This is a genomic window from Vibrio spartinae (assembly GCF_024347135.1).
In the GTDB taxonomy this organism is placed as follows: Bacteria; Pseudomonadota; Gammaproteobacteria; order Enterobacterales; family Vibrionaceae; genus Vibrio; species Vibrio spartinae.
This window is the reverse complement of sequence record NZ_AP024908.1, coordinates 790,887-805,704: the sequence shown is the minus strand read 5'-3', so window position 1 is coordinate 805,704 and position 14,818 is coordinate 790,887. Positions and strand designations below refer to the sequence as shown.

The 14,818-nt window shown below is 39.8% G+C and carries 12 protein-coding genes; all 12 read left to right on the top strand.

Annotated elements, in window-relative coordinates:
- Nucleotides 1–93: 93 nt before the first annotated feature.
- Nucleotides 94–555: an IS200/IS605 family transposase gene (tnpA, locus tag OCU60_RS21285; RefSeq protein ID WP_074371143.1), complete on the top strand. Its 462-nt coding sequence runs from the start codon at nt 94–96 to the stop codon at nt 553–555.
- A gap of 760 nt (nt 556–1,315) precedes the next feature.
- Complete coding sequence (locus tag OCU60_RS21280; RefSeq protein WP_074371142.1) at nt 1,316–2,545, top strand: ankyrin repeat domain-containing protein; 1,230 nt, start codon at nt 1,316–1,318, stop codon at nt 2,543–2,545.
- Nucleotides 2,542–3,450 (top strand): radical SAM protein, encoded by a 909-nt coding sequence (locus OCU60_RS21275; RefSeq protein WP_074371141.1) that lies wholly within the window; start codon nt 2,542–2,544, stop codon nt 3,448–3,450. Before OCU60_RS21280 ends, OCU60_RS21275 begins: the two co-directional genes overlap by 4 nt.
- The gene (locus tag OCU60_RS21270; protein WP_074371140.1) at nt 3,447–4,709 is read left to right on the top strand and encodes a haloacid dehalogenase-like hydrolase; all 1,263 of its coding nucleotides are present in this window, start codon (nt 3,447–3,449) and stop codon (nt 4,707–4,709) included. Before OCU60_RS21275 ends, OCU60_RS21270 begins: the two co-directional genes overlap by 4 nt.
- Before the next feature lie 2 nt (nt 4,710–4,711).
- Nucleotides 4,712–5,275 (top strand): uracil phosphoribosyltransferase, encoded by a 564-nt coding sequence (locus OCU60_RS21265; RefSeq protein ID WP_074371139.1) that lies wholly within the window; start codon nt 4,712–4,714, stop codon nt 5,273–5,275.
- Between the two features lie 704 nt (nt 5,276–5,979).
- Nucleotides 5,980–7,851, top strand: a complete 1,872-nt coding sequence (locus OCU60_RS21260; protein ID WP_159439423.1) for a methyl-accepting chemotaxis protein — start codon at nt 5,980–5,982, stop codon at nt 7,849–7,851.
- A gap of 246 nt (nt 7,852–8,097) precedes the next feature.
- Nucleotides 8,098–9,105, top strand: coding sequence for a LacI family DNA-binding transcriptional regulator (locus OCU60_RS21255; RefSeq protein ID WP_074371208.1), 1,008 nt, complete (start codon nt 8,098–8,100; stop codon nt 9,103–9,105).
- An 18-nt stretch (nt 9,106–9,123) separates the two neighbouring features.
- A complete protein-coding gene (locus OCU60_RS21250; protein ID WP_074371137.1) occupies nt 9,124–10,377 on the top strand; it encodes an ABC transporter substrate-binding protein in 1,254 nt (417 codons plus the stop codon).
- A 61-nt stretch (nt 10,378–10,438) separates the two neighbouring features.
- Complete coding sequence (locus OCU60_RS21245) at nt 10,439–11,425, top strand: carbohydrate ABC transporter permease (protein WP_074371136.1); 987 nt, start codon at nt 10,439–10,441, stop codon at nt 11,423–11,425.
- Nucleotides 11,426–11,501: 76 nt separating this feature from the next.
- Complete coding sequence (locus tag OCU60_RS21240) at nt 11,502–12,323, top strand: carbohydrate ABC transporter permease (RefSeq protein WP_370738655.1); 822 nt, start codon at nt 11,502–11,504, stop codon at nt 12,321–12,323.
- Between the two features lie 20 nt (nt 12,324–12,343).
- Nucleotides 12,344–13,693: a GH1 family beta-glucosidase gene (locus tag OCU60_RS21235; protein ID WP_074371207.1), complete on the top strand. Its 1,350-nt coding sequence runs from the start codon at nt 12,344–12,346 to the stop codon at nt 13,691–13,693.
- The gene (locus OCU60_RS21230; RefSeq protein WP_074371134.1) at nt 13,693–14,784 is read left to right on the top strand and encodes an ABC transporter ATP-binding protein; all 1,092 of its coding nucleotides are present in this window, start codon (nt 13,693–13,695) and stop codon (nt 14,782–14,784) included. Before OCU60_RS21235 ends, OCU60_RS21230 begins: the two co-directional genes overlap by 1 nt.
- Nucleotides 14,785–14,818 lie beyond the last annotated feature (34 nt).

Sequence of the window (14,818 nt, the reverse complement as noted above, 5' to 3'; positions counted from 1 at the left end):
TATAAGTCAGTTATATAACCCCTTTCAATTTGATAAAAACGTCTTGTGGTCTGGCAACTACAAGAATTAATTAAGAATTGAAAGGGGGTCCCAATGGGGGACGAAAAGAGCTTAGCGCACACGCGCTGGAACTGTAAATACCACATAGTCTTTGCACCGAAATATAGAAGGCAAGTGTTCTACGGAGAAAAACGTAGAGCAATAGGTGAAATATTAAGGAAACTATGTGAATGGAAAAATGTGAACATTCTTGAAGCGGAATGTTGCGCGGATCATATCCACATGCTTTTAGAAATACCGCCCAAAATGAGTATTTCAGGGTTTATGGGGTATTTGAAAGGTAAAAGTAGCCTAATGCTTTATGAACGATTCGGGGATTTGAAGTTTAAATATAGAAATCGAGAATTTTGGTGCCGAGGTTATTATGTAGATACGGTAGGTAAGAATACGAGCAAGATACAAAATTACATCAAGCAGCAACTAGAGCAGGATAAAATGGGAGAGCAATTGTCGATCCCGTATTCAGGTAGCCCGTTTACGGGCCGCAGGAACTAGTCATATGCAAATGTCAGATCACTACGCGCCTGCCAGTAGGAGAGCCTTATAGGCGCATATGAAAAACCACCGGCTATGCCGGTGGATACTTTTTATGTCTAATGATTATGTCATTGAAAAAAATGAATAACTTACTAAACGATGAAGTGCATAAATCTTCAGATGACTATAATTAACAAATCTTTTCAAATTGTTGATTTATATGAATTATTTCATTTTCAGTTTTTGGGTGTGTGTTATTAGTTATATATCCGATAACTAAGCCGAGAGCATAATGAAGATCCCGGATAAGACAAGGTGATCACATTGCTTATCCGAATGTTGAAATAGTTGAAAGCTTTTCTTACGTTGGACGCTCTTGCCGCAAACACGACAACGCCCCGCTAAGTTATGACTTTCCTTTGAATCTATCAAAACACCATTGTTATTGAGACAGAACCGAATTCCCATTCTTTGAGTACTAGATAGCATAACCAAACTTCCTGAAGATCAGACACATAGATATATTCAACCAGATTCCCGAGCAGAAAAGTATGCAATTTAGTTGATAATTGGAAGTTGTCTGAAAATTTTATAGTCAGAGTGGCTTTAAACGGGTATATGTTCAGAGTTATGTAAGTAAGAAATGTGTCACGCATAGTTACACGCTGTAAAGTATTTATACATCAGTGACTTGCTCCTTGTGCTTTTTCTAGCGGCCTGTTATGTTTCAATACACATAAGACGTTGATTGCATAGCCAAAGGATATGAATGTAAATTATGCTGACAGAGCTAATTGGAAAGAACATCAAAGCATGTAGAGATGAAAAAAAGTTGTCTCAAAAAGAACTTGCAGAACAACTTAACGTTGCTAGGCCTGTGATATCAAACTGGGAAAATGGAAAAAATGAGCCATCTTCGTCTCAGTTGTTCAAACTGTCGAAAGTATTCAAAACTTCGACTGATGAGTTAGTTGGAAATACTTCGATCACGAAGAAAGTTATCGTTGTAGATACCTCTGCATTGATCAAAAGACCATCGATCATTGATGAGCTTGAAGAGTTTTTTGAGGAGGTTGTGATACCAGAAGTAGTCATTTCAGAATTGAATAACCTGAAAGACAGAGGGAACCCCTCTACAAAACAAAAAGCTTGGTTGGTAATGAAATCCATTACTGAGAAGAAAGCAAAGTTTTGTATAGAAAAAGCCTTCAAAACAGATGGAAACAATGATGAAAAGATCGCTGATATAGCAATAAAGAGATCCAAAGCTTGCCCTTACGATGACGTGTATTTACTAAGTGATGATATCTATTTTCAGTTCTTGACAAGAGAGCCAAGAAATCTCACAGCAATTACCCCCAATATCTATATAGAGAAGTTTCACACCACAGACAACGATTATGATGTTGTACGTTCTATTGAGTTCGGTTCTTTAGTTAAAGGAAGGAAACTTCAACATATAATGGAGTTTGATATGCGTGGCATTGATGTCAATTTTCATAGTCCTGATAGTGGCTTAACACCATTGATGTGTGCTGTACGAAATCGTGATTTACCAATGATCAAATACCTTGTCACATTGAAAGAAATCAACCTTGATGTGAGAGATAAGCACAAATACGGATTCTCAGCCATTCATCACGCTACACAGATAAAAGAAATCGAAGTGATAAAGCTATTGGTCGAAAACGGAGCTGATATTGACTTTGGGAGTGGAGGCAAGAATGCTGGGAATACGCCACTAATGATTGCTGCGTGGAGTGGGTTTCTACAAGCAGCAGATTACTTTTTATCTCACGACTCTTGTACAAACCAACAAGATAATAATGGTTACACACCTTTAATGAAGGCTTGTATTAAGCATAATTTAGAAATGGTCGAAAAGTTAATAGATAAAACAGACTTGATGATTCGGTGTAGAAATAACAAAACTGCAATTGACTATTTAGATACTGATAATCTGAAAAGTAGTGAGATATTTGAATTATTCAAAGGAAAGTTGAAGTGATTGATCGAGCTTGTATATCTCTTGGTGAGAAGTGTAACTTGAAGTGTGCTTACTGCCATTTTCATAATGAAGGTAATGGTAAGTTAAGTGGAATACCACAAGAGTTTACTACTGATGAGTTAATAAAAATAGCTAAAAATTTAAATGACTATGCAGTAGTTAACAAGCTAAAAATATTCAAAATCGGGATAGTTGGTTCTGGTGAGCCAATATTACAATATAGAAAAATTGTTAGTCTTATCGAATATGTAAAACAAAATAATCTGGATCGGTTGGCATTTTATACCATAACAAATGGGACAATATTAACAGATAAGATATTAAGTTTTTTCTTGGACCACCAGGATTCGATAAAAATGTGTTTTTCACTAGATGGTTATGAAGAGCTTCATAATCTGGGTAGAGAGAAATATAACGTTGTTTTTAAAGGTATAAAAAAGTATGAGTCTAAATTTGGTCATAAGCCTCCTATAAACTGTACAGTGCATAGTAAAACAATTTTAAACAAAACTAAACTTAGACATTATCTTGAATACAACAACTTTAAAGATGTAACATTCTCGCGCCTTTTTGATTCTCACGATGAGAGCATGACTATATCAAAAGACGAATACCAATCCTTACTTGAGGATTTCAAAGGTAGTCAGTTTGAAGTTCGCCAACTCGATGAAAATAATAAAAAGAAATATGACTGTACAATGTATGGCACGCTCTGTGGAGTAGGTCGCACAAATATCTTCATCACTAAACGTGGCATCTATCCGTGTGGTAGGTTCTATGGAAATGAAGGTTACAATTATGGTGCATTCGATATGGATCTTGAAAATTTAGAGTTTCAAATGGGTAAGATGAAGCCTTTAGAGGACGGTGAATGTTACTACGATAAGTATGTTGAGGTTAAATGATGAAGTTAGCTATCTATGGTGTATCTAGAGCTGGTAAAGATTATTTGATCAACAATGTAATAGCCTATCTACAGCAAACTACTCAGTTAACTGCTATTCATATTCAGGGTTCAAAGACATTGAATGAAATTGCTCAAGATATGTTCCAAAAACCTTTTAAAAGTCTCGAAGAATCAAGCAAAAAAATTTTACGAGAAAAATTTACTGAAATAGTGGATGAAAAAAATTCAGAATACGATCTCGTACTAGTAGATGGTCACTATTCTTTTATAGATGGCGATTCTTACAAAGTAGTCTTCACTGAACAAGATGAAAATGTTTACGATCACTTCTTCTATTTGGATACTCCATCAGAAATGATTGTAGAATTTTCAAGAAAAAGCAAAGGTGATAGAAAAAATTTAGATATTACTGAAGGTCAGGTACGAAATTGGAAAGAGTTTGAAAAAAATGAACTAGATAAGATCTGCAATTATCATCACAAAGAGTTAGTTATCTTAGATGAAGATACTAAATCTAGCGTTCAATTTATTTATTATTGGTTGGACTCATACTCATCAAAACTTTGTAGTCAAACCTTCGCTAATAAGTTTTATACTGAATACCAAGAGTTACTAGAAAAACCAACACAGATTATACTTATTGACTGTGACAAAACAGTTTCAATTAATGATGGTACATATGATTTTTGTGAAAAATTGGGAATCAGGAAAGAAAAATTAAAATCTGTATTTAGAAATGATAGATATACGTCATACCAATTTTTTAAAGTATGGAATATGTACAAAAAGCAAAGCCCTATAAAAGTAGAAGAATCCGCTAATCAAGCCTTGGATAATATATATCTAAGTCAGAATGTTTTCGAATACTTAAGGTGTCAGAAAGATTCTGTTGTTATTGGTGTTACTTCAGGTGTATTTGATATTTGGACTTTAGTTAATGACAAATATAAAATTTTTGATGTTTTGTTAGGCAACACAAGTAAACCAGAACTTGAATACCTTGTAACTCCATATTTCAAGAAAGCAATAGCGCAGCGACTAAGAGACAAAGGCAAACACGTAGTAGCTATTGGTGATTCGATGATTGACATTCCAATGTTAGAAATAGCAAATCAAGGGTATTTGGTCGCTCACGAAAAATTGAACAAAGCTGTGGAGTCTTACATAGCTAGAGTAGGATGTACAAATATCGATCAACTATTTGACGTTGAAGTATCTTATAACCTTAAAAGATGTTGTGAATTAGAAGAAGCATAATTATGTATATATTAAATGAAAGCACTCAAAAGCATAGTTTTGATCAACTGATTGAGATTTGTAAAAGCAGTTCAATGTCGATGGGCTACAAACTTCGAAACGCACACTATCAGCTAGGTGAGATCATTGCAAAACCAATCTCACAGTCTTCGAATCATCAGCAAAACTATGCTGTACTGATTCTGATGCGTGCAGGTCTGTGCTTTGGTAATGGTATTGCTGACAAGCTAGAACAACTTGGCGGAACTGTATCAATCATTTTTGTTAGCGATGATAAGATTTCTAAAGAAGATCTAGAACTGGTTAAAGGAAAAGAAATCATCATTGTTGATGCTGTTATAAATTCGGGGAAAAGTGTATTTAGTTTGATTGAGCAACTGCCAGACACTAACCCTATAAAACTTGTTACAACGGTCATCCCAAGCACTTCTACAGAATTACTTAAAAGTCACGATTTGTATACTGTGCGAGTTTCAAGTAACAAATATGAGGGAGCGAAGGTTCAGGTTATTTCAAATGGGAAGGGGCCTGATACGGGCGACAGGTTGTTCAACACATACAATTAGGCAAGGGTTTTGGTATGTCTTTTAAGTAAATAACCTGAATTAGAAAAGAGGTGAAGCAACACTGCTCACGCAGTGTTGTTGATCGTAAGTAGCAAAAGGAGCATAGCTGCTCCTTTTTATTCTACATATCTACTTGGATCTAAGATCCTCGAGTATTTCTGTATTCGAATCAGGGAGCAAATCGGTTACTGCACAGTCTAGTGTATCCGCTAAGAGGTATTGTCCACTATTATTTTTATGAAACATATTCAAAAGCATGACAATATTTTCAAATATTCGATAGTCAATCTCCAATATGGCGTCATGTTTTGTGATTACTATCGACTTTTTTTATGCAATATCATTAAGCAATTTTTTATAAACAGTTGAATTGTAATGGTTTGTCTAAGTAATATCGAAATTTATAGATTAATGTGAATTCTAGCGATGTTTTCAGCCGTTTCATTGTTTAATATTTTTAATAGTCAAGTGATTTTAAATAAATCTACTCGGCGAGTTTTTTTCAAGACTGTTTTATTCTAATGAATTTAAGGCACGGTTGTGCCTTTTTTTTTACTCATGTGATATTGAAGAGCTGTAATATGAACCTTAATTTAATTGTATCTAGAGTTTATCTGGGTTTTTTTACTATTATTCTAACCATGTTAATTTCAGCCGGTGCATTATTAAATAGTAATCATAAAGTTTCTGCCAATATGGAATTCATGTTGAAACAATCAGCACCATTCATATTACGTTCGGGTGAATTGACGATCAACTATTTGAATATTGATCGTACGATGATGTCATATTTATCAACGCTATACCCGGAAGATTTAGAGCCTTTAAGTCAGTCTATTGAGCAATCGATGCAAGATTTCCGGACCAAGCTTGCATGGTTTAAGGCGCTACCTGACCCCGATCATCACATTGGCGCGTTTGTAGAGAAAATAGAATCAACAGCAGTGGAGACATTTCAAGATATCAATGTAACACTGGATGCTTATAAGAAGTATCTGGAAATGAAAGATAAAAATGTCAAACAACGGGCATTACTTCAATCGCTCATTATGCAAATTAATAATAATTTGTTAGAAAATCTTGCCGCAGAAAATCAGCCTGATGCACGTCAGTCGATTGAAGCACTGCTCACCCAAATCGGCTTGCTGGTTGGTGAAGTGAATGAAGCGTTTTCTTTACAAGATGTGATTGAGACACGTGCATTAGAGCGGCGCTTTAAAATACGGAAAACGCGTTTAGATCAAGCGATTGCAACCTTCCAGTCTGCATCACCATCATTTTTTCGTCAAAGTGAAACACCGCTGAAGCTATTGGAGCAGCAAGCCTTCTCCGCTGATGGGGCTGTCTTAAGGCATATTGCGTCGGTTGAACTCTATGACCAGCTGACTGAACAGCAAGGTGATGTCAAATTAGATATTGATGCACAATTGAAAAATATTGATGACTTTTCAGCATATGCAACTCAAATCGCAGAGCAACGTTATGTTGAATCAACCGATCAGGCGAAGGAATCCGTGATTACACTGGTGATACTGTCAATTGCGTCCGTCGTGGTTGCTCTCTTGATCGGCATTGTGATTGCGACAATGATTCGCAGGCCAAGCAGACGCTTGCAACGCGTGCTTGGTCAGGTCGCAGAAAAAGATCTCAGTTCACGTGTTAACTATCAAACCAATAATGAATTTGGGATGTTGTCTAAGGCGGTGAATATGGTCATCGATGATTTATCCCATATCATTCATCAAATGCGCTCGACGGCGAAGCAACTGAATGATGCTTCTCTCGATAATCAACAGACCAGTGAAGAATTGAGTCTTGCGATTGCAGAACAAACCTCACAAACCGCATCGACTGCCACAGCAATGGAAGAAATTGAGTACACAGTGAAAGATATTTCAGAGTCGGTCAGTGAGACGTTATCTATCGCAACCGTTGCAGTAAACGGTTCGAATTCCGGACAGGTATTGATGCAGAAAAATGTTGAGTTATTGAATCACCTGTCTCAGCGCTTGAAAGATTCGACCCAAACGATATATCAGCTAGAAAGCTATTGTGCCGGTATCGAGTCGATTCTGGATATTATTTCTAATATTTCTTCACAAACGAATCTGCTCGCTTTGAATGCGGCGATTGAGGCGGCAAGAGCCGGAGAACAAGGTCGTGGTTTTTCTGTGGTTGCAGATGAAGTGAGAGGGTTAGCTGAAAAAACCACAGCAAGTACCCAAGAAATACAATCAAAAATTGAACAACTACAACAAAGCTCTGTTTTAGCAGTGAAACAAATATCAGAATGTGTGGATGATATGGAAAATTGTATCATTCAGACTCAGGATGTCGATGCCTCTTTAAATGAGGTGCATATGAATCTGAATAAAATTGAAGAGCGTAGTCATAAAATATCAGCATCGACGGAGCAACATCAGTTTGCTGCAATTCAAGTCAAAGAAAATATTAATAAGATTCAGATGTTGTCTCATCAAAATATGATTCGATCTGAAAATTTAGCAGAGCAGAGTAAAGCATTAGAACAAATGGCAGAATATCAATCTGAACTCACATCCTCGTTTAAATTATGATAAGCAATTCAATTAGTATTCAGTGTGAATAAAATAAACACATTGAGTATGTAGGGTTTTTTATGTCATGAATGATAACAACCGTACCGATGTGAAATGATTTCATGACTTATTAGAAAACTGCAAAGCTTTTCAATTTTTTCTTAATCACTAAATAAATTTCAGGTTTACCGTGATTAATGTCACGCTTAAGTGACCAATAATCTTGAATACTCCAGTTGTAAGCGATTTCAAGCAGAGGTTCATTTGGTCACTATTAAACATGTATCAGAACGAGCAGGTGTATCACAAGCAACCGTTTCCAGAGTTATCAATGGGTCGACCCGAGTCAGTCGGGAAAAACAATTAAAAGTTGAAAGAGCCATTAAAGAATTGGGTTATCGCCCCAATTCTATTGCTCAAGCATTGGCTTCTAGCCGTACAGAAAGTGTTGGTATTGTTGTCCCCGAATTAGGTGGCCCATTTTATTCAGGGATATTACAAAGTATTGAAGGACAGTTACGTCAGCTCGGTTATCATGCTGTTATTACGGCAGGAGCAAATACTGAGCAAAGTCAGAAAGAAGCTGTTGAATTTCTTTTAGGCCGCCGGGTTGATGCACTTATTCTCCATACACAACAACTCGATGATGATTATTTAATCATGTTAGAAGAGCGAGGGTTACCGATTATTTTAATTAACCGGGTCGTACCTGAAATGGTGACCAGTTGCATTGATATCGATAATGAAGCCGGTGGGTTACTTGCGACGCAATATTTGATCAAAATGGGGCACAAACATATTGCTTGCATTACCGGGCCGCTGAATAAATCTGATGCAAGGGGCCGCTTGCAAGGCTATAGAAAAGCATTGGAAAATGCCGGGTTGGAATATAACGAAATGCTTGTTTCCGAGGCCGGATTTACCGAAGAAACAGGGATGAGCGCCATGAACAAATTGCTCAATCGCGGATGTCCGTTCTCTGCTGTATTTGCAGCGAATGATCACATGGCATTCGGTGCGCGTGAAGTGCTGAAGTCAGTCGGACTTTCTGTGCCGGATGATATTTCGTTAGTTGGCTTTGACAATATTCTTTTTGCTCGTTATCTCACTCCGGGGTTAACAACCATTGATTTTCCGATTGAGAAAATGAGCAAAGAAGCAGTAAAACTAGCAATTCATAAAATCAATAAAAATAAATCTGATGTGAATCTTAAACTTGTACCTTCTCTAGTCATTAGAGATTCAGTCAAGAACGTAATAAATACCCTATAAGTTATTTAAGGATAAATGATGAAAATAAAAGCCTTAACACTCACCTCGGTTGTACTGATGGGAATCGTGTCTGCGCCTTCTTTTTCTGCGGATGCGGATAAGCGCATTCGCTTTGATGGATTCCCTGATTTTGATAGCAGCCTGAAAGTGATACTGCCTGATTTCGAGAAAAAAACAGGGATTCATGTTGATTACCTGATGAATAACCACGGTGACCATCACACCAAGCTCACAACCAACTTGGCAACAGGCTCGGGTGCTGGTGATGTCATTGTTGTTGATGTTGAGAAAATCGGTCCATTCGTCGCCTCGGGTGGTTTGGTTGATCTCTCTAAAAAATATGGTGCTGATCAGTACGCAGACCGTTTTGCACCTTATGCCTGGTCTCAAGGAAAAGGCGGGGATGGTGATGTCTATGGGATGCCGGTGGATTTAGGTCCGGGGGTGATGTATTACCGTACCGATATTTTTAAAAAAGCCGGGCTCAAAGTCGATGATGTGATCAAAAGCTGGGACTCATACATTGCTGCGGGTGAAAAGCTTAAAAAAATTGGGATTCAATTAATCCCGTCTGCTGCTGATGTCGCACAAACTATCATTTTTACCACGGTCCCTGAGGGTGAAGGCATCTATTTCGATAAGAATGGTAAATCGGTTGTTACATCCGAGCGCTTTGTGCATGCGTTTCAAGTGGCCAAAGAAATTCGTGATAAAGGGTTAGATGGTCAGATTCTGGCTTGGTCAAATGAATGGTATGAAGGATTCCGTAAAGGTACTTTTGCGACGCAATTGTCAGGGGCTTGGTTGCTCGGTCATTTGCAGAACTGGATCGCACCGGAAACATCAGGCAAATGGGCAGTTTCACATTTACCGAATGGGATTTACGGCAGTTGGGGCGGATCGTTCTTGTCGATTCCGAAGCAATCTAAACATCAGGATGAAGCGTGGGAGTTGATTAAGTACATGACGACCAACCGTGCCATCCAGCTGAAGCACTTTGCAACGATTGCCGCGTTCCCTGCTAATGTCACCACGTACGATGACGACATGTTTAAAGAGAAAATTGATTTTCTGGGAGGGCAACAGGCTCGGTTGTTATTTGCTGAAGTGGCACGAAATATCAAACCGGTTCAACCTTCAAAAGGGGATCATATTGCTCGCTCAATTATTTTCGAAAATGCACTCATGGAAGTTCTTGATGAGAATAAAGACATCAAAACTGCACTAAAAGAAGCTGAGCGTTTAATTAAGCGTCGTACTCGTAATCTTTAATTCATGTATTGGTATGTATACAAGGAAGTCAGTATGACTTCCTTGTAAAGAGGTTGTAATTATGAAGCATTCGTCAAGAGATGAAAATAGAAGCCCATCGGATGAGCGTTTTTTAAATAGATATTTGAAAGCGCTTACACCCTATGGTTTTTTATTCCCATTCTTATGTATTTTTTCGGTGTTTGGTGTTTTTCCATTAGTTTTTTCTGTTTATCTTTCATTTCACGCATGGAACCCTGTTGAAGGTTTAGAGGCGATGAAATTTGTCGGGTTTGAGAACTATTCAATCGCTTTAACCGACCCGTGGCTTTGGCGTTCTCTTAAAAACACATTTTGGCTCGCGATTACTTCCGGTGTCGCACAACACCTCATCGCGATTCCGGTCGCTTATATTTTGGTCTCAATGGCAGATCGACTACGCCATTGGTTAACGTCTGCTTATTTTCTGCCTTACATTACTTCCACCGTTGCCGCGTCTCTGATCTTTTTTAATATGTATTCGCCCCATTCGGGCATTATTAATCAGACGCTGACTTCACTTGCTGATAGCTCTTTATTCGGTTGGGCTTTTGCGTGGGTTAATCAATTTCAGCCGATCCGCTGGCTTGATGATGCAACCATGGTAAAACCGTCTATCGCGATTATGGTGTTCTGGAAATACACCGGTTTCAATATTGTTTTATATACCACCGGGCTGATGACGATCCCGAAAGATATTTTAGAAGCGGCCCGGATGGATGGTGCCAATGCTATCCGTCGTTTCTGGAGCATTTCATTGCCGATGATTCGTCCTTTTATCTTCTTTGCCGTCACCATGACGATTATTGGCAACTTACAACTATTTGAAGAACCGTTTGTTCTGACCCGTGGTACCGGTGGTACCGGCCAGTCAGGTTTAACGATTTCAATGTATCTCTACAAAGTGGGTTGGGAATGGTTAGAAATGGGCACCGCTTCTGCAATTTCATGGCTGCTGTTTGCTCTGATTGCAATATGTACTTTGATTCAATTTTTCTTCTTCGGCAAAAAAGGACTGGGGGAACAATAAAATGTTGGCGAACTCATTAGAGAAAAAACCTTCGGGCCTGAGTGCTTTAAAACCGAGTGATCAAACCATCGCGGTGATGACAAAGTTAGCCATGATTGTCTTAGCGTTTATCTTAATTATCTCTGCAATTGTGACAGTGTTTCCGTTTGTTTGGTCGGCGCTGTTATCAACCCGTGACCGGACTGAAATTTTTGGTTCGGGCATTAGTTTTGCGATTGGGGATAGCTTGGCAATCAACTATGCCAAGCTGCAAGAAATCATGCCATTTTGGCAGGCGATGTTTAATTCGATCTATGTGGCCTTCCTTGGGACGGCGGTCTCACTGCTGTTTTGTAGCATGGGTGGCTACGCATTCGGTGTCTTTCAATTTAAAGGCAAGAAACTGATATTCGGGATGTTAGTCGGCTCCATGATGATTCCCCCGGTGCTGAGTCTGATTCCTTATTTCATGATTATTAAGTTTCTGGGTTTGTTAGATAACCACATTGCGGTATGGCTGCCGTTTACGACCACGCCATTCGGGATTTTTCTGATGCGTCAACATATCGTGGCTTCTGTGCCAAAAGAGTTGTTGGAAGCGGCGAAACTTGATGGTGCCGGTCAGCTGCGAACTTACTGGAGTGTTGTCTTGCCGTTGATGAAACCGGCCTTGGCGACATTAGCAATCGTCCAGTTTGTCTTCTTCTGGAACATGTTTATGCAGCCTTTGGTGGTGCTGACAACACCTGAGAATTACGTCATCACCCAGGCACTCCGTAGTGTTCAGGGGATCCCGAATACCCCTTGGGGCGCGGTGATGTTGGGGACAACAATTTCGATACTGCCTCTTGTCGTGACTTACTTGTTTGCGTCTAAACAGATGATCAGCGGGCTCACGTCTGGTGCAGTGAAAGGTTAAAGATTTTAAAGGTTATGATCATGAATAAATACGAACTTCCTCAAGACTCTCAATTACGTCATAAAGATTTTGTTTTTGGTGTGGCTACTTCGTCTTATCAGATTGAAGGTGGTGTCGCAGAAGGTGGCCGGACACCATCGATATGGGATACGTTCTGTCAAAAGCCGGGTAAAGTGGACGATGGTGATAATGGTGACGTGGCTTGTGATCACTACCATCTTTGGCAACAAGATATTGAAATGATCAGTGATTTAGGTGTGGATGCCTATCGCTTGTCGATTGCCTGGCCGCGTATTCTGCCCGAAGACGGGGTTGTTAATCCGCAAGGTCTGGCGTTTTATGAGCAGATCATCGATGCATGTCATGCCCGGGGAATGACGGTGTACGTCACGCTGTATCACTGGGATCTGCCCCAATATCTCGAAGATAAAGGGGGCTGGCTCAACCGTGAAACCGCGTATAAGTTTGCTGAGTATGCGGATGTCGTCAGCCGTCATTTTGGCGATAAGATCGATGTTTATACCACATTAAATGAACCGTTTGTGGCGGCTTTCTTAGGGTATCGCTGGGGGATTCATGCGCCGGGCGTTGTCGGAGAACGTGAAGGTTTTCTCGCATCCCATCACCTGATGTTAGGACATGGGTTAGCCATGCCCGTACTGCGTAAGAATGCTCCGAATGCGAAACATGGCGTGGTATTCAGTGCATCACCGGCTTACCCTTTGGAAGACAAAGATATCGGTGCCGCCAATTATTCAGATGCTGACAATTACCAATGGTTTATTGACCCGGTACTGAAAGGTGAATATCCGGCTTTAATCACTGAGCATCAGGCAATGCATATGCCGATGATTCTGGAAGGGGATCTCGAGATTATTTCCGCGCCTGTCGATTATATTGGTATCAATTACTATACCCGTAATGTGGTTCGTTATGATGAGCATGGTGAGATTAAAATCGTTCCCCAACCTGAGAATGAGCATACCTATATCGGCTGGGAAATGTATCCTCAAGGTCTGACGGATTTACTCGTCCGTTTAAATGAACGCTATGACAATATGCCACCCATTTATGTGACTGAAAATGGTGCGGCGACCGACGACACTTGTGTTGATGGCCAAGTTAACGATGAACAACGTATCCGTTATTTTCAGACGCATCTTGAAGCCATCGATCAGGCCATCCGAGCCGGAGTACGGATCGACGGCTATTTTGCCTGGAGTTTAATGGATAATTTTGAGTGGGCATTTGGTTATCGTCAGCGATTCGGTTTGGTTTATGTGGATTATCAGACCCAAGAGAGAACACTGAAACAAAGCGCTATTGCTTATAAAAATATGTTGTTAGAGCGAGCTGAGGAGAACAAGTAATGGCTAAAGTTGAATTCAGAAATATCAAGAAATCTTTTGGTGATGTTGATGTCGTGAAGCATTTCGACTTCACCGTGAATGATGGTGAGTTCGTGGTATTCCTCGGGCCGTCAGGTTGCGGTAAATCAACGACATTGCGGATGTTGGCCGGGCTTGAAGATATTACTTCCGGCGATATTTATGTCGGAGATAAGCTGGTCAATAAAGTGGATGCGAAAGACCGGGACCTCGCCATGGTTTTCCAAAGTTATGCGCTCTATCCCCACATGACCGTTTACGAAAATATCGCATTCGCGTTAAAACTCAAAGGCATGGCCAAAAAGGATATCGATACAGAAGTTCGTAAAGCAGCGAAAATGCTGGAACTGGAGCCATTACTGGATCGCAAACCGAAAGCGTTATCGGGTGGTCAGCGTCAGCGGGTCGCGATGGGACGCGCGATGGTTCGTACACCCAAAGTCTTTTTATTCGATGAACCGCTCTCTAACCTCGATGCGAAACTCCGGGGTGTGATGCGTGAAGAGATTAAACAGCTGCACCGCGAGCTGAAAACAACGACGATTTACGTTACCCATGACCAGATTGAAGCCATGACACTCGCGGATCGGATTGTGATCCTGAAAGATGGGTATGTTGCGCAGGTCGGGACGCCAACCGATGTCTTCCAACGACCAGCCAATAAATTTGTTGCTCAGTTTATCGGTAGCCCGTCAATGAACATGTTGGATGCGAAGCTCATCAGTCAAGAGGAAGCATTTTATATTCAATTGGGCGACAATCTGATCCCGCTGCCTGAACGATTTAAAGCACTCGCTTCGAAAAACTTAGCATTACATTTGGGGGTTCGTCCGACGGACATTCATTTACGCGCGCAACATATCGATCATGATCGTGTGTTCCCATTCTCCGTAAAAATTAAAGACAAAGAATTACTCGGCGCCAGTATTTTGTTGAAAACTGAAATTGCGGGTCAACCACTGACGGTGGAAACACAAGCGGCTGAAGTGAATACCGATGAATTAAAACTTTATTTAGATCTGGATTCAATCCATTTATTTGATGCATTAAGTGAAAATTCTTTAGCCAGTTAGTGTCGCTATTTTAAATATAAATTAGTTTTTAAAT